The sequence below is a fragment of the Rhizobium sullae genome (assembly GCF_900169785.1).
Lineage (GTDB): Bacteria > Pseudomonadota > Alphaproteobacteria > Rhizobiales > Rhizobiaceae > Rhizobium > Rhizobium sullae.
In genome coordinates this window covers 134,147-149,108 of the sequence record NZ_FWER01000013.1, presented here as the reverse complement: position 1 = coordinate 149,108, position 14,962 = coordinate 134,147, and the positions used below count along the sequence as shown (strand labels likewise).

At 62.1% G+C, this 14,962-nt stretch carries 15 protein-coding genes; 11 read left to right on the top strand and 4 right to left on the bottom strand.

Annotated features, from left to right (window positions below):
- Positions 1-51: 51 nt before the first annotated feature.
- On the top strand, positions 52-1,413 hold the full coding sequence (locus BN1800_RS13935) for an NAD(P)-dependent oxidoreductase (protein ID WP_086998340.1): 1,362 nt from the start codon (positions 52-54) through the stop codon (positions 1,411-1,413).
- A 12-nt stretch (positions 1,414-1,425) separates the two neighbouring features.
- Positions 1,426-2,739, top strand: coding sequence for an NAD-dependent dihydropyrimidine dehydrogenase subunit PreA (preA, locus tag BN1800_RS13930; RefSeq protein WP_086998337.1), 1,314 nt, complete (start codon positions 1,426-1,428; stop codon positions 2,737-2,739).
- A gap of 199 nt (positions 2,740-2,938) precedes the next feature.
- On the opposite strand, the gene ftrA is transcribed toward preA, so the two are convergent.
- Positions 2,939-3,928, bottom strand: a complete 990-nt coding sequence (gene ftrA / locus BN1800_RS13925) for a transcriptional regulator FtrA (RefSeq protein ID WP_027510187.1) — start codon at positions 3,926-3,928, stop codon at positions 2,939-2,941.
- A gap of 70 nt (positions 3,929-3,998) precedes the next feature.
- Between ftrA and BN1800_RS13920 the strand changes: the two genes are divergently transcribed.
- Both BN1800_RS13920 and BN1800_RS13915 read left to right on the top strand, forming a co-directional pair.
- The gene (locus tag BN1800_RS13920) at positions 3,999-4,415 is read left to right on the top strand and encodes a rhodanese-like domain-containing protein (protein WP_027510186.1); all 417 of its coding nucleotides are present in this window, start codon (positions 3,999-4,001) and stop codon (positions 4,413-4,415) included.
- 110 nt (positions 4,416-4,525) lie between these two features.
- Positions 4,526-5,578, top strand: a complete 1,053-nt coding sequence (locus tag BN1800_RS13915; RefSeq protein WP_027510185.1) for a magnesium and cobalt transport protein CorA — start codon at positions 4,526-4,528, stop codon at positions 5,576-5,578.
- Between the two features lie 46 nt (positions 5,579-5,624).
- Here the strand turns inward: BN1800_RS13915 and BN1800_RS13910 are convergent, their stop codons facing one another.
- Positions 5,625-6,638: a zinc-dependent alcohol dehydrogenase family protein gene (locus BN1800_RS13910; RefSeq protein ID WP_086998334.1), complete on the bottom strand. Its 1,014-nt coding sequence runs from the start codon at positions 6,636-6,638 to the stop codon at positions 5,625-5,627.
- Between the two features lie 103 nt (positions 6,639-6,741).
- On the opposite strand from BN1800_RS13910, the gene BN1800_RS13905 reads away from it, so the two are divergent.
- Together BN1800_RS13905 and BN1800_RS13900 are read left to right on the top strand one after the other, a co-directional pair.
- Entirely contained in the window at positions 6,742-7,641 is a 900-nt protein-coding gene (locus tag BN1800_RS13905; RefSeq protein WP_086998331.1) for a LysR family transcriptional regulator, read from the top strand.
- Between the two features lie 127 nt (positions 7,642-7,768).
- Positions 7,769-9,325, top strand: coding sequence for a GAF domain-containing protein (locus BN1800_RS13900; protein ID WP_425299003.1), 1,557 nt, complete (start codon positions 7,769-7,771; stop codon positions 9,323-9,325).
- Here the strand turns inward: BN1800_RS13900 and BN1800_RS13895 are convergent.
- Positions 9,294-9,938, bottom strand: a complete 645-nt coding sequence (locus BN1800_RS13895) for a TetR family transcriptional regulator C-terminal domain-containing protein (protein ID WP_086998326.1) — start codon at positions 9,936-9,938, stop codon at positions 9,294-9,296. The genes BN1800_RS13900 and BN1800_RS13895 overlap by 32 nt on opposite strands.
- Before the next feature lie 292 nt (positions 9,939-10,230).
- On the opposite strand from BN1800_RS13895, the gene BN1800_RS13890 reads away from it, so the two are divergent.
- From BN1800_RS13890 to BN1800_RS13875, 4 genes are read left to right on the top strand one after another with little or no spacing between them, the layout of a single operon-like run.
- A complete protein-coding gene (locus BN1800_RS13890) occupies positions 10,231-11,484 on the top strand; it encodes a Zn-dependent hydrolase (protein ID WP_086998323.1) in 1,254 nt (417 codons plus the stop codon).
- A complete protein-coding gene (locus tag BN1800_RS13885; RefSeq protein ID WP_425299002.1) occupies positions 11,484-11,762 on the top strand; it encodes a hypothetical protein in 279 nt (92 codons plus the stop codon). The genes BN1800_RS13890 and BN1800_RS13885 overlap by 1 nt, the downstream gene beginning before the upstream one ends.
- Complete coding sequence (gene hydA, locus BN1800_RS13880) at positions 11,759-13,213, top strand: dihydropyrimidinase (RefSeq protein ID WP_027510179.1); 1,455 nt, start codon at positions 11,759-11,761, stop codon at positions 13,211-13,213. The genes BN1800_RS13885 and hydA overlap by 4 nt, the downstream gene beginning before the upstream one ends.
- Position 13,214: 1 nt before the next feature.
- Entirely contained in the window at positions 13,215-13,610 is a 396-nt protein-coding gene (locus BN1800_RS13875) for a hypothetical protein (RefSeq protein ID WP_086998318.1), read from the top strand.
- 2 nt (positions 13,611-13,612) lie between these two features.
- Here BN1800_RS13875 and BN1800_RS13870 read toward each other — a convergent pair whose 3' ends face one another.
- Complete coding sequence (locus BN1800_RS13870) at positions 13,613-14,026, bottom strand: cupin domain-containing protein (RefSeq protein ID WP_027510177.1); 414 nt, start codon at positions 14,024-14,026, stop codon at positions 13,613-13,615.
- 99 nt (positions 14,027-14,125) lie between these two features.
- Between BN1800_RS13870 and BN1800_RS13865 the strand changes: the two genes are divergently transcribed.
- The gene (locus BN1800_RS13865; RefSeq protein ID WP_027510176.1) at positions 14,126-14,908 is read left to right on the top strand and encodes an ABC transporter ATP-binding protein; all 783 of its coding nucleotides are present in this window, start codon (positions 14,126-14,128) and stop codon (positions 14,906-14,908) included.
- Positions 14,909-14,962 lie beyond the last annotated feature (54 nt).

The window sequence follows — 14,962 nt, the reverse complement described above, 5'->3', positions numbered from 1 at the left end:
CTGAGTTACGCTTTTCCTCACTAGCCGTTTACCAATAATGAGGGAACTTCAATGGAACGACTGGAAACTGGGATTCATGCCGGCCGGCTCTCATCCGCCGAGTATGAAGCTAATTTTTCCGATCTGCATCCGCGCCTCGACAAGCATGAGGCGCTGGTCGCCGCCGACCGCTGTTACTTCTGCTACGACGCGCCGTGCATGACGGCCTGTCCCACCTCCATCGACATTCCGCTCTTCATCCGTCAGATCGCGACCGGCAACCCGATCGGTTCGGCGAAGACGATCTTCGACCAGAACATCCTGGGCGGCATGTGCGCCCGCGTCTGTCCCACCGAAGATCTCTGCGAGCAGGCATGCGTGCGCAACACGGCAGAGGAAAAACCCGTTGAGATCGGCCGCCTGCAGCGCTATGCGACGGATACGGCCATGCAGGCAGGCAGGCAGTTCTACACGCGCGCCTCCTCCACCGGAAAGAAGATCGCCGTTGTCGGGGCCGGCCCGGCCGGCCTTGCCGCCGCTCACCGCCTTGCGGTGAAAGGCCACGAAACCGTCATCTATGACAGCAAGCCGAAATCCGGCGGCCTCAACGAATACGGTATAGCCACCTACAAGGCAGTTGACGACTTCGCGCAGAAAGAGGTCGATTATGTCCTGTCGATCGGCGGCATCGAAGTCCGCCACGATCAGCAACTTGGCCGCGATTTCTCGCTGGCTGATCTTCAATCGCAATATGACGCCGTCTTCCTCGGCATCGGCCTTGCCGGCGTCAATGCGCTGCGCGTCGAGGGCGAGAATTTGCCCGGAGTGGACGACGCCGTCGATTTCATTGCCTCGCTTCGGCAGGCCATGAACAAGGCGGACGTTCCGGTCGGCCGCCGCGTCGTCGTTCTCGGCGGCGGCATGACCGCCATCGATGCGGCCGTACAGGCAAAACTGCTTGGCGCCGAAGAAGTGACGATCTGCTACCGCCGTGGCAAGGAGCACATGAACGCCTCGGAGTTCGAGCAGGACCTCGCCACCTCCAAAGGCGTCATCATCCGCCACTGGCTGGCGCCGAAGTCCATCCTGTCGAAGGACGGCAAGGTTGCCGCGATCGAGGTGGAATATACTAAGCTCGCCGACGGCCGTCTCGTCACGACCGGAGAAACCGGTGCCATCGCCGCCGATCAGATTTTCAAGGCGATCGGCCAGACCTTCGAAGCGTCCGGTCTCGGCTCGCTGCGCATGGAATCCGGCCGCATCGCCATCGACAGCGAAGGCCGCACGTCGCTCGACGGCGTCTGGGCCGGTGGCGACTGCGTCTTCGGTGGTGATGACCTGACCGTCTCGGCTGTCGCGCGGGGCCGCGATGCCGCCGAATCCATCAACCGTACGCTCGCTGCCGGTGCGCAGCCAACCGTCGCCGTCGCGTGAGGAGAATAAATAATGGCTGATCTCCGCAACAATTTCGTCGGCATCAAGTCGCCCAACCCGTTCTGGCTTGCCTCCGCGCCGCCCACCGACAAGGCCTATAATGTCGAGCGTGCCTTCAAGGCGGGCTGGGGCGGCGTCGTCTGGAAGACGCTGGGCGAGGAAGGCCCGCCCGTCGTCAACGTCAACGGCCCGCGCTACGGCGCGATCTGGGGTGCTGACCGCCGTTTGCTGGGTCTCAACAATATCGAGCTCATCACCGACCGCGACCTCTACACCAACCTGCGCGAAATGAAGCAGGTGAAGATGAACTGGCCGGACCGGGCGCTCATCGCCTCGATCATGGTCCCCTGCGAGGAAAATGCCTGGAAGGCGATCCTGCCGCTGGTCGAGGAAACCGGCGCCGACGGCATCGAACTCAACTTCGGCTGTCCCCACGGCATGTCCGAGCGCGGCATGGGTTCTGCGGTTGGACAAGTACCGGAGTACATCGAAATGGTCGTGCGCTGGTGCAAGCAGTACACGCGCATGCCGGTCATCACCAAGCTGACGCCGAACATCACAGACATCCGCAAGCCGGCTCGCGCGGCCAAGGCCGGCGGCACGGACGCCGTCTCGCTGATCAATACGATCAACTCGATCACCGCGGTCAACCTCGACACCTTCTCTCCTGAACCCTCGATCGACGGCCGCGGCAGCCATGGCGGCTATTGCGGCCCGGCGGTCAAGCCGATCGCGCTCAACATGGTGGCCGAAATCGCCCGCGATCCAGAAACCTATGGTCTGCCGATCTCCGGCATCGGCGGCGTGACCACCTGGCGCGATGCCGCCGAGTTCCTGGCGCTTGGCGCCGGCAACGTTCAGGTCTGCACGGCGGCCATGACCTACGGCTTCAAGATCGTGCAGGAGATGATCAGCGGGCTCTCCGACTGGATGGACGCAAAGGGCCACGGGAACCTCGACGACATCACCGGCCGCGCCGTTCCGAACGTCTCCGACTGGCAGTATCTGAACCTCAACTACATCGCCAAGGCGAAGATCGACCAAGACGCCTGCATCAAATGCGGCCGCTGTCACATCGCCTGCGAGGACACTTCGCACCAGGCGATCACCCAGTTCGTCAACGGCGTGCGCCATTTCGAGGTGATGGAAGACGAGTGCGTCGGCTGCAATCTCTGCGTCAACGTCTGTCCGGTCGAGAACTGCATCACCATGGAGCCGCTCCCCGCCGGCGCGCTTGACAAGCGCACGGGGCGCCCCGTCGATCCGAACTACGCCAACTGGACGACCCACCCGAACAACCCGATGGCGAGGCAGGCGGCGGAGTAGCGAGCGTTATTAAGGCTGCGCATGCCCTCGTCCGCCTGCCGCCACCTTCTCCCCGCCAGCGGGGAGAAGGGCATATGCCGCATCGCCTTCGTCCCTCTCGACAGCGCGCAGGGGCACGTCCCCCGTTCCCCGTCAGAACGGGGAGAGGGTCAGGGGTGAGGGGCAATCCCACACCGCAAACGCTCGCCATTAAACTGCCTCAAGCGCCGAACGACCGTCTATAGGCACTCGGGCTCGTTCCGAGCCGCTTGCGGAAATGGTGCCGCATCGTCGCCAGTGTGCCGAAGCCGCTGGCGGTGGCGATGTCGTCAAGCGACGCGGCGAGTTCCTTTTCCAGGAGGTCGCGGGCGTGGCGAAGCCGCTCCTTGAGCAGCCATTCGCCGACGCTCAAGCCCGTCGTCTTTTCGAAGCGGCGCTGGAAGGTCCGCAGGCTCATGCCCGCCTTCTGCGCCAGCAGGCTGATCGGCTGTTCCACGTCCAGTTGTTCCCGCATCCATTCGAGCAATGGCCCGAGCCGTATGCCTTCCCGCTCTTCGAGTACGGGAGTGCTGATGAACTGCGCCTGCCCGCCCTCGCGATGCGGCGGAAGTACCAGACGGCGGGCAACGCTGTTTGACGCCTCCGCGCCGAAATCGCCGCGCACGACGTGCAAGCAGAGATCGATACCGGCGGCACTGCCCGCGGCGGTCAGAATGCTGCCCTCATCTATGTAGAGAACGCTTGCATCGAAAGTGACCTCCGGATAACGCGCCGCAAGCGAGGCGACATAGCGCCAATGCGTCGTCACACGCCGGCCGGTCAGCAGACCGGCCGCGGCGAGCACCGCCACGCCGGAGCAGAGCGACATAACCCGTGCACCCCGCCGATGCGCAGTCCGCAATGCAAGAATCAACGGGTCGGGCACCGACGCATCGATCGCCCGCCAGCCCGGCACGACGATGAGATCGGCTTCCGCCAGAACCTCCAGGCCGCGATCAACCGAAACGCTCAATCCGCCTGCCGCGCGGAGCGGCCCCGGTTCGATGCCGCAGACCGAATAGCGATACCAGCCCTCGCCCATCTCTGGACGCGGAAGCCCGAAGACTTCAAAAGCGATGCCGAATTCGAAGGTGCAGAGCCCGTCGTAGGCGAGAACGACAACATGCGGGCCTTTGAGAAAATTTGGCATGATCTTTACGCTAACCGTCATTAAGGCCAATTTCGCCCAGCCATAACATCCGCCATCCTCAACGGCAACTCGAACCGCGAAAGGAAAGCCGATGCCGAGCCCCGTCAGTGAAACGCCTGCCGCCTCACGGGAAGCAACCGCCGCTTATTACGCCCGCAAGCTGGCCTTCGAGACGGACTGCTGGGATGTTCACGCCTCCATTTCCTCCGGCAAGGCCGATTTCGTCCTCCTCGACGTCCGCTCGCCGTCGCTCTTTTCTCGCTCGCATGTTCCGGGCGCGATCAACCTGCCGCATGGCAAGATGACTGCGCACCGCATGTCGGAATGGCCGGCCGGCACGCTCTTCGTCGTCTATTGCGCCGGCCCGCATTGCAACGGCACCGACAAGGCGGCGCTGCGCCTAGCGCGGCTTGGCCTTTCCGTCAAGGTGATGGTCGGCGGCATGACCGGCTGGGCTGATGAGGGCTTTACCTTTGCGGAAGGTGACGCCACGATCACTGCGGAATGACGGACCTCCTTTAACGCTGATCCCGGATGCGTGTTTCGCAAAATGGGACTATGGTTCTCTGCGTTGGGACACAACCGGCCGGGATGCCGCAGCGGGAGGAATAGGCGGTTTTGGAACGGACCAAGAATCTGAAGAGTGCCGCCGCTCGCGGGAAAACTGGCGCGGCGGCTCCAGCATCGTCGTCCTCTGTTCGTCCGGGGGTCGTGGCAGCTGCCGTTTACCAGCAGGGGCAGCGCATCCGCGATATCCGGATAGAAGAGGCAGGCGAATGGCGGACGCACGAGAATGCGGTCGTCTGGATCGGCTTGCACGAGCCGGACGAGATGCTGCTGCACCAGGTGCAGGCAGAATTCAATCTCCACCCGCTGGCGATCGAGGATGCCGCCCAGCCGCATCAGCGCCCGAAGCTTGAGATTTATGGCGACGCCATGTTCATCGTTGCCCGTACCGCCCACATGAAAGACGGCGAAATCGTCTTCGGCGAAACCCACCTTTTCGTCGGCAGAGGTTATGTCGTTTCCGTTCGCCATGGCGCATCATCCTCTTACCTGGCGGTGCGGCAGCGCTGCGAGGCGACGCCGGCGGCATTGGCGCATGGCGAGAACTACATTCTCTATTCCATCCTCGATTTCATTGTCGACAACTACATGCCGGTGATCGAGGTCGTGCAGGAAGAAGTCGAGACGCTTGAAGATTTGATGCTGCGCGAACAGCTTTCAAAGGCCGACATCGAGCGCCTTTACCTGCTGCGGCGCAAGCTGCTGCGGCTGCGCAATGCCGTGGTGCCGCTCGTGGACGTCTGCCGCCGCTATGAGCATATCGATCTTCCCGGCATGGACTCGACGCTTCAGTCGCTGTTCCGCGACGTCACGGACCACGTGCGCCGGGTCCAGGAAGATATCGATGCACTGCGCGAGGTCCTCGCCTTCGCCTTCGAAGCCAGCGTGATGATTGGTCAGACCGAACAGACGGCGATCGCCCGCAAGCTCGCCTCCTGGGCGGCGATCCTTGCTGTTCCGACGGCGATCGCCGGTATCTACGGGATGAATTTCAACGATATGCCGGAGCTGAGTTTTCAGTATGGCTATTTCGTGGTGCTGGGCGTGATCGCAACCCTGTGCGTCACACTTTTCGTCTTCTTCCGCCGGGCAAAGTGGCTGTAGCCGGGCTCCCGCCAGAATGCTCTGACGGGAGCAGAGATCACCTAGCTCAGAACTCGATCACAATCTTTCCGAAGGGGCCGCGATCGAGGTGATGAAGCGCCTGCGGCAGTTCGCCGAAGGTGTAGCGCCTGTCGATCACCGGCTTCAGGCCAGTGCGATCGACGGCGCGGACCAGATCCTCCAGCGCGCGGCGGTGTCCGACGCTGATACCTTGCACCGTCGGTGACTTCAGCAGAAGTGATTGCACCGGGGCCGAGAGATCGAAGCCGTCCATGACGCCGATCACCGAAATACGTCCGCTGACTGCGACAGCCTTCAGGGATTCGCCGAAATTGGCGCCTGCGGCCATTTCGAAGATGTGGTCAGCACCGTAATCTTCCGTCAGTTGGAGAACGCGTTCGGCCCAATTCGCGCGGCCGATCCCGTGATCGGCGCCGAGTTCCCGCACGCGGGCAAGCTTCTCTGGATTTGCCGAGGTGATGATGACTTCGGCGCCGTGCATCTTGGCGATCTGGAGACCGAAAAGCGCCACACCGCCCGTTCCCTGGATGACCACCTTGTCGCCGGCCTTCAGCTTGCCGAGTTCGATGAGCGCGAACCATGCCGTAAGGCCCGCGCATGGGAGCGTGCTCGCCTCTCCGGCATCGAGTGTCTCGGGTGCATGGACAAACCAGTCCTCCGAGAAGGTTACATAGTGAGAAAGCACGCCCGGATAATATCCGCCGAGCGTCTTGTGGGGCGGGTGGCGCGCATCGCCGAGGCCCGGCCCGTTGATGCGCCCGGGAAGGAAGGTCGTGATGACCCGATCGCCCGGCCTGAAGCGCGTCACGTCGGGGCCGACGGCTTCGACGACGCCGGCAAGGTCCGACGCCGGGACGAAGGGAAACTGCAGCGGCAGACCCATGCCGGTTTCCATCACCAGTTTGTCGCGATAGTTCAGCGACACTGCCTGCGTTCGGACCAGCACATTGTCGCCGGTGGGCTCTACGATCGCCGCTTCGCGTACCATCAGATTCGTGGGACCGATATTGTCGACGGACCATTGCTTTGCTTTCAACATTCCTCTTGCTCCGTTTGATTGAAGGGAGTCGAAGCATATCGTTGAAATTTGGTCGTCAGTTGCGGTATTAATTCCACAAAATGTTTCCATAAAGGATACAATCATGGAGCAGCTCAAAGGCATATCGGTATTCGTCGAAGTCGCGGAGGCCGGCGGCTTCTCCGTGGCAGCTGAGCGCCTTCACCTGACGCGATCCGCCGTCGGAAAGACGATCGCGCGGCTGGAACAAAGACTGGGCGTCCGCCTGTTTCACCGGACGACGAGGGCGCAAAGCCTCACGGAGGAGGGCCAGTTCTTCTACGAGCATTGCCTGCGCGCGATCGAGGAGATCGCGCATGGCGAGGCGGTTCTCGAAAGCGGGAAGCGGGAAGTGCGCGGGCGGTTGCGCGTGACGATGCCGGTTCTTTTCGGCCGTCAATGCGTGGCCCCGATACTCATCAGGCTCCTTGACGAGCATCCGCATCTCGAACTTGATCTTTCGTTCAACGATCGGATTATCGATCTCGTCGAAGATGGCTTCGATCTTGCCGTGCGCAACGGCCCGCTTGGGGACTATCCGGGCCTGATGGTGCGCGTCATCGCCCAGCAGCGCATGACGGTTTGCGCCTCTCCCGGCTACCTCGAACGGCGCGGCGTTCCAGCCAAGCTCGAAGACCTCGAAAAGCATGACGGCATCGTCTACGGCAGGCAGGATCGAAACCGCACCTGGATCTTCCCGACGAAAGCCGAACCCTTCCGGCAGGTTCTGCCGCGATCGCGGCTGCGGCTTGATGATCTCGCCACCATCGCGGACGCGGCGGCAGAGGGCGTCGGCCTTGCCTGGCTGCCGTGTTGGCTCGTGCGGGACCGCGTTGCGTCCGGCGAGCTTTGCCGGGTCTTGACGGATGTTCCGGCTGTCGCCTTCGATGCCAATGTCGTTTGGGTAAAGTCGCCTGCAATGCAGCCGAAGGTGCGCCTGGCGATCGACACCTTGGCCGCGAGGCTCCCGGCTCTCATGAGTTAGCGAAGAAAGTCTCGGAACCCTCTGAATTTTTTGGTGTATTCACTGGAAATGGCGTGTTTCCGCCGTATATCGCTTACTTTGTTACGCCGGAATGGCCCAACTGAAACGGAACCGGAGTTCCTGTCTCGTGAGCGAACCCTGCAATCGTGCGGACCTGACGAATTGCGACCGGGATGCCATCCTTCAGCGCGCCGCTATCCAGCCCTTCGGCTTCCTGCTTGCGGCCTCCCCCGACTGGAGGATCGTACGGGCGTCGGCTAACCTCGGAGAATTTCTGGGTGTCGATTGCGAGGACATACTGGGGCAGCCGCTGTCCGGCATCATCATGTCCAAGACGCTGCACACGATCCGCAATCGGCTGACCGTTCTACGCGGTGCAGATATGGTCGAGCGGCTGTCCGGCATCGCCTTTGCCGAGGGTGGTCCAATCTTCGACGTCGCTCTGCATTTCAGCGGCGACCATGTCGTTATCGAGGCCGAAGCGTCACAGGCCGGCAGCCAGGGCGGTTCGACGATATCGCTCCGCGCCATGATGGTGCGCCTCGACCAAGCGCAGACGCTGGAAGCCTTTTTCCGCGAAGGTGCCCGCCTGGCGCGCGGCATCACCGGCTTCGACCGCGTGCTGGTTCATCGTTTCGATGAAGGAGGTTCCGGCGAGGTTGTGGCGGAAGCCACAAGACCCGCCATCGGCTCCTTTCTTGGCTTCCGCTACCCGGCCCCGGACATTCCTGTCCTGGCGCGCACGCTCCACCTCCGCAACCCTTACCGAATCATCGCCGACGTCGAAGCTGCACCGGTTCCGATCCTGCCGGAACGCGATGAGCACGGCAGCGCGATCGATCTGTCCCTGTCGATTCTGCGCTCCGTCTCACCGAGCCAGATCGAATATCTGAAGAACATGGGCGTCGCCGCCTCGCTTTCGATTCCGATCGTCACGGACGGCATGCTTTGGGGCCTCTTTACCTGCCATCATTATTCTGCCCGGCTGCCCTCTTTCGAGCGGCGCTCGACGGTGGAGATCTTCGCCCAGATGTTCGCCTCGCGGCTTCAAACCCGGGAATGCCGCCTGGCTCTGAAATTCGAGACCAAGGCGCGGCAGATCGTCGAGCGGCTGTTCACCGACGTTGCGGGCAATGCCGGCCTGCTTGATGATCCGGCCTGGCTGGCCGATGCGCTCGCCGGCGCTGTTCCCGCCGATGGCATCGGCGTCTCGATCAACGGCCGCACGGCACTGACCGGTCTGGCACCCTCGCAGGAGCAGTTCTCCACGCTGATCGACGTGCTGGACAGAAATGCACCCGGCCATGTCTTCACGACCGATCATATCGCGGAATTCTCGCCAGGAGCGGAAACGAATGGCGACGTCGCCGGGCTTCTGGTCATTCCCATCTCTCGGCTGCCTCGCGACTATGTTGTGTTCTTCCGCCAGGAAATCCTGCGCACGGCGCACTGGGCCGGCGATCCACACAGGCCGGGGGAATACGGTCCAAACGCCGAAAGCCTTACACCTCGCGGAAGCTTCAACACCTGGTCGGAACTGGCGCGCGGACGCGCGCGTCCGTTTTCAAAGGCGGAATGCAGCATCGCGGAAACGATCCGCGTGGCGCTTGAGGCCTTGCTGCACGGCAGGGCCGTTGAGGCAAGGCTTAGGTTCAGGCCGGACGAACCATCAGCCCGCCGATGAAGAGCTGTTCGAGGAAGCGCGCCGCGTCCTCGAAGCGCCCCGCCCCGGCGTGCTCCTGTCCGAGCACGGCGCGCACCTGGACGTCGAAGTCGGCATAATGCTGTGTCGTCGACCAGATCGAAAAGATCAGATGGTAGGGATCGCATTTGGCGATCTTGCCGGCCTTGGCCCAGGCGCGGATCACCTCGGCCTTCTCGTCGACGAGCTGCTTCAGCGGCCCCTTCAACTCGTCTTCGATATGCGGCGCGCCCTGCAGCACCTCGTTTGCAAACAGCCGGCTTTCGCGGGGGAAGTCGCGCGCCAATTCCAGCTTCCTGCGGATATAGTTGCGGATTTCGGTTTCCGGATTGCCTTCGGCATCGAAGGCGCGAAGCGGCTCGAGCCAAGTATAAAGCACGCGATCGATCAGCGCCCGGTGCATCGCCTCCTTGGTGCGGAAATAATAAAGCAGATTGGGCTTCGACATGCCGGCCACTTCGGCGATCTGGTCGATGGTAGAGCCGCGGAAACCCCTGGCGGAAAACACATCGAGCGCCGCTTCCAGAATCTGCTCTTCCTTCTCCTCCTGGATCCGTGTGCGCCGCTGGGTCTTCGCTGCTCTCGGAATTGCCATCTGGCTCTCGTTTCCCCTTGAAATTCAATTGCTTTACTCAGGCAGCTCTCCCTGCCATCCTTTTGAGCAACTGCCCGCAATTTTGTCTGTATTTTTCCTGATTTTCGTCTTGAGCCCGGCGCCGGAAGCTGTAATGTTTACCAATCGGTCAAATTATCTGTCAGATGCAAAACAAAGGCAACTGGCGATTTTCCGGCGTAACAAAACAAACAAACGCAACGGGAATTGACGATGGGAACAGACGGCGCATGTTCTTTGCATGACCGTGAAAAACAGGTGAGGATTTTCAGACATGGTGGCAGCACCAGGCGAGAACATGCGCGTCAACGGGGACCGACTTTGGGACAGTCTCATGGACATGGCGAAGATCGGCCCCGGAATTGCCGGCGGCAACAATCGCCAGACGCTGACGGATGCCGACGCCGAGGGCCGCAGGCTCTTCCGCACATGGTGCGAGGCCGCAGGCCTGACCGTAGGCGTCGACAAGATGGGCACGATGTTCGCAACCCGTCCCGGCACCGATCCCGATGCGCTCCCCGTTTATGTCGGCTCGCATCTCGACACCCAGCCGACCGGCGGCAAATATGATGGCGTACTCGGCGTGCTTGGCGCGCTCGAAGTCGTCCGCACGATGAACGACCTCGGCATCAGGACGAAACACCCGATCGTCGTCACCAACTGGACCAATGAGGAAGGCGCCCGTTTTGCCCCGGCGATGCTTGCCTCCGGCGTCTTCGCCGGCGTCCATTCGCTGGACTTTGCCTATGGTCGCAAGGATCCCGAGGGCAAGACGTTCGGCGACGAACTGAAGCGTATCGGCTGGCTCGGAGACGAAGAGGTCGGCGCCCGCAAGATGCACGCCTACTTCGAATATCACATCGAGCAGGGGCCGATCCTCGAAGCCGAGGAGAAGCAGATCGGCGTCGTCACGCACTGTCAGGGCCTCTGGTGGCTCGAACTCACGTTGACCGGCAGGGAAGCCCATACCGGCTCAACACCAATGAACATGCGCGTCAATGCCGGCCTGGCTATGGCGCGCATCTTCGAGATGGTCCAGGAGGTCGCCATGAGCGAGCAGCCGGGTGCCGTCGGCGGCGTCGGCCAGGTTTTCTTCTCGCCGAATTCCCGCAACGTGCTGCCGGGCAAGGTCGTCTTTACCGTCGACATCCGCTCGCCGGACAAGGAAAAACTCGACCGCATGCGGGCGAAAATCGAAGCCGAGGCGCCGAAGATTACCGATGCGCTGGGCGTCGGCTGTTCGATCGAGGCGATCGGCCATTTCGAACCGGTGACCTTCGATCCGAAGCTTGTTACCGCCGTGCGCAACGCCGCCGAAAGGCTCGGCTATAGCCACATGAACCTCATCTCCGGCGCCGGCCACGACGCCTGCTGGGCCGCGAAGGTCGCGCCAACGACGATGATCATGTGCCCCTGCGTCGGCGGCCTGTCGCACAACGAGGCGGAGGAGATTTCCAAGGAATGGGCGACCGCCGGTGCGGACGTGCTGTTTCATGCCGTGGTCGAGACGGCGGAGATTGTGGTTTGATGGCGAATTTGGATGCAGATCTGAACGCAATGACGCATGCCGAATTGCTCTCGGCAGCCCGCGCCATGCGCCATGCGATCCGCACCCACCGGGATACGTCCATGCACGAGCTCTGTTGGCATCACCCCGACATGTGGGCGCTTCTGCCGGACACACCGCCCGGCGGCCAGATCGTGCCGGATTGGCCCCAGTTCATGCGCGGCTGCATTCGCTACCGCCAGTCGTTGGATAAACAGCTTGCGCAGGCACCGCGCAGCGGCAGGGAGTTCGGAGAATGACCACAGTCATCAAGGGCGGCACCATTATTACCGCGGACCTCACCTACAAAGCCGACATCGAAATCGGAGGCGGCAAGATCGTCGAGATCGGGCCGAACCTTTCCGGCGGCGAGGTGCTGGACGCCTCCGGCTGTTTCATCATGCCGGGCGGTATCGACCCGCATACGCATCTCGAAATGCCGTTCATGGGCACCTACTCTTCCGACGATTTCGAGAGCGGTACACGCGCCGCCCTTTCCGGCGGTACGACCATGGTGGTCGATTTTGCTCTTCCCTCGCCCGGCCAGTCGCTGCTCGAAGCGTTGACCATGTGGGACAACAAGTCGACGCGCGCCAATTGCGATTATTCCTTCCACATGGCGATCACCTGGTGGAGCGAGCAGGTCTTCAACGAGATGAAGACCGTCGTCGAGGACAAGGGCATCAACACCTTCAAGCATTTCATGGCCTACAAAGGCGCGCTGATGGTGGACGACGACGAGATGTATTCCTCCTTCCGCCGCTGTGCCGAACTCGGAGCGCTGCCGCTGGTCCACGCCGAAAACGGCGACGTCGTTGCGCAATTGCAGGCAAAGCTGATCGCCGAGGGCAATAACGGCCCGGAAGCGCATGCCTATTCCCGGCCGCCGGAAGTCGAAGGCGAGGCAACCAACCGCGCAATCATGATCGCCGACATGGCCGGCTGCCCGGTCTATATCGTCCACACCTCCTGCGAACAGGCGCACGAAGCGATCCGCCGTGCCCGCCAAAAAGGTATCCGCGCCTACGGCGAGCCGCTGATCCAGCACCTGACGCTCGATGAGAGCGAATATTTCAACAAGGATTGGGATCATGCCGCCCGCCGCGTGATGTCGCCGCCCTTCCGCAACAAGCAGCATCAGGACAGCCTCTGGGCGGGCCTTGCTTCCGGTTCGCTGCAGGTGGTGGCGACCGACCATTGCGCTTTCACCACCGACCAGAAGCGTTTCGGCGTCGGCGATTTCACCAAGATCCCGAATGGCACCGGCGGCCTGGAAGACCGCATGCCGATGCTCTGGACCTACGGCGTCAATACCGGCCGCCTGACGATGAACGAGTTCGTCGCCGTCACCTCCACGAACATCGCCAAGATCCTCAATATCTACCCAAAGAAAGGCGCGATCCTTGTAGGTGCCGACGCGGACCTCGTCGTCTGGGACCCGAAGCGCGCAAAGACCATCACCTCGAAAAACCAGCAGTCGGCCATCGACTACAACGTCTTTGAGGGCAAGCAGGTCACCGGCCTGCCGCGCTACACGCTGACGCGAGGCGTGGTCGCCATTGAAGAGGACATAATCAAGACGCAAGAGGGCCACGGCGAATTCGTCAAGCGCGAACCGGTCACAGCCGTCAGCAAGGCGCTATCGACCTGGAAGGAAGTCACCGCCCCGCGCAAGGTCGAACGCACCGGCATTCCGGCAAGCGGGGTCTGACATGGCACGCGGCTGGCCGGTTCTGACACTCGTTTCGCTGGCCGCGCTTTCCACCGCGGCTCAAGCCGAAACGCTGCCGATCAAGGGCAGTTACGGCAACAAGGACGGCTGCGCCTATGCCAAGAGCGGCGAGAGCACCGGCTCCGACGACTTCTTTCTGCTGACTTTGGAGGCGATCACCACAGCTGCCTCCTATTGCGAGATCAAGAAGGTCCTGACCACCGAAGGCAAGAACTTCACCGCAACCGTTTCCTGCCAGGCCGAGGGAGAACAGGCCGATGGAGAAGAAGGCGAAGGCGACGATACCGCCAAGATCACTTCCGGGCCAAAGGGTTACACGATCGGCTTCACCTCAGACGACACGATCAAGTGGGGGCCTCTGCCGCTATGCAAATAGCCTCACGCGGGCACGATCTTGTCGAGTTCGGGCAGCAGGACGACGCTCTCCTGCTCATTGGGATCGGTGCGCGCGATGATCGCCGTGCAAGGCGTGCTGCTGAGATTGGCGGGCAGGTGCGGGACGCCCGCCGGAATGTAGAACAGCTCGCCGGCATGGACAACGACATGATGCTCCAGCTCTTCGCCATACCAGGTATGCGCTTCGCCGGAGAGCATGTAGATCGCCGTTTCATGCGCCTCGTGCAGATGCGCCTTGGCGCGAACGCCCGGCGGGATTGTCAAAAGATGCATGCAGATGCCCTTCGCGCCGACCGTCTCGGCGGCGATGCCTTCGAAGTAGCTCAACCCCTGCTTGCCGCTATAGGCGTGGCTGGGGCGAATGATGTGGCAGGTGGGCTTTGACTTCGCGTCCATCGTCATTCTCCATGAATTTTGCCGCGGCAAAGAAAACCGGCGACCATCATAGCACGCAAACCGCGGCGACGCGGGGAAAACAGGACTGGTAAAGCATCGATGCAAGCATCCGTCGTATCCGCAAAGGATCTCTGTCTCACCTACCAGACGAATGACGGTCCGGTGCATGCGCTGAGCGATGTCAATCTCGATGTCCGCAAGGGCGACTTCGTCTCCTTCATCGGTCCGTCGGGCTGCGGCAAGACGACGTTCCTGCGCGTCATCGCCGATCTGGAGAAGAGGACATCGGGCGAAATCACCGTCAACGGCATGACGCCGGACGAAGCCCGCAAGGCACGCGCCTATGGCTACGTCTTCCAGGCGCCGGCGCTCTACCCCTGGCGGACGATCGAGAAGAACATCGCGCTCCCCCTCGAAATCATGGGCTATGCCGCCGCAGACCGGAAGAAGCGCATCGCCGGGGCGCTGGATCTCGTCAACCTTGCCGGCTTCGAGAAAAAGTTCCCCTGGCAGCTTTCCGGCGGCATGCAGCAGCGCGCGTCGATCGCCCGCGCGCTCGCCTTCGATGCCGACCTGTTGCTGATGGACGAACCCTTCGGCGCACTCGACGAAATCGTCCGCGACCACCTGAACGAAGAGCTTTTGAAGCTCTGGTCGCGCACCAACAAGACGATCTGCTTCGTCACCCATTCGATCCCCGAAGCCGTCTATCTCTCCACGAAGATCATCGTCATGTCCCCACGGCCCGGCCGCGTCACCGACGTGATCGACTCCACGCTTCCCGCCGAACGCCCGCTCGACATCCGCGAAACCCCGGAATTCCTGGAAATCGCCCACCGCGTGCGTGAGGGGCTGAGAGCGGGGCATAGCTATGAGGAGTAGGGATTTGCGTTCCTTCGCCACCCCCCTCTGCCGTGCCGGGCATCTCCCCAACAA

Bases quoted from the DNA above. Each gene is read 5' to 3' on its own strand.
- BN1800_RS13905 (WP_086998331.1), top strand. From the start codon at position 6,742: ATGGAGCAGCTCAAAGGCATATCGGTATTCGTCGAAGTCGCGGAGGCC.
- BN1800_RS13895 (WP_086998326.1), bottom strand. From the start codon at position 9,938: ATGGCAATTCCGAGAGCAGCGAAGACCCAGCGGCGCACACGGATCCAG.
- BN1800_RS13870 (WP_027510177.1), bottom strand. From the start codon at position 14,026: ATGGACGCGAAGTCAAAGCCCACCTGCCACATCATTCGCCCCAGCCAC.
- BN1800_RS13875 (WP_086998318.1), top strand. From the start codon at position 13,215: ATGGCACGCGGCTGGCCGGTTCTGACACTCGTTTCGCTGGCCGCGCTT.
- hydA (WP_027510179.1), top strand. From the start codon at position 11,759: ATGACCACAGTCATCAAGGGCGGCACCATTATTACCGCGGACCTCACC.
- BN1800_RS13935 (WP_086998340.1), top strand. From the start codon at position 52: ATGGAACGACTGGAAACTGGGATTCATGCCGGCCGGCTCTCATCCGCC.
- BN1800_RS13910 (WP_086998334.1), bottom strand. From the start codon at position 6,638: ATGTTGAAAGCAAAGCAATGGTCCGTCGACAATATCGGTCCCACGAAT.
- BN1800_RS13885 (WP_425299002.1), top strand. From the start codon at position 11,484: ATGGCGAATTTGGATGCAGATCTGAACGCAATGACGCATGCCGAATTG.
- ftrA (WP_027510187.1), bottom strand. From the start codon at position 3,928: ATGACGGTTAGCGTAAAGATCATGCCAAATTTTCTCAAAGGCCCGCAT.
- BN1800_RS13890 (WP_086998323.1), top strand. From the start codon at position 10,231: ATGGTGGCAGCACCAGGCGAGAACATGCGCGTCAACGGGGACCGACTT.
- BN1800_RS13920 (WP_027510186.1), top strand. From the start codon at position 3,999: ATGCCGAGCCCCGTCAGTGAAACGCCTGCCGCCTCACGGGAAGCAACC.
- preA (WP_086998337.1), top strand. From the start codon at position 1,426: ATGGCTGATCTCCGCAACAATTTCGTCGGCATCAAGTCGCCCAACCCG.
- BN1800_RS13865 (WP_027510176.1), top strand. From the start codon at position 14,126: ATGCAAGCATCCGTCGTATCCGCAAAGGATCTCTGTCTCACCTACCAG.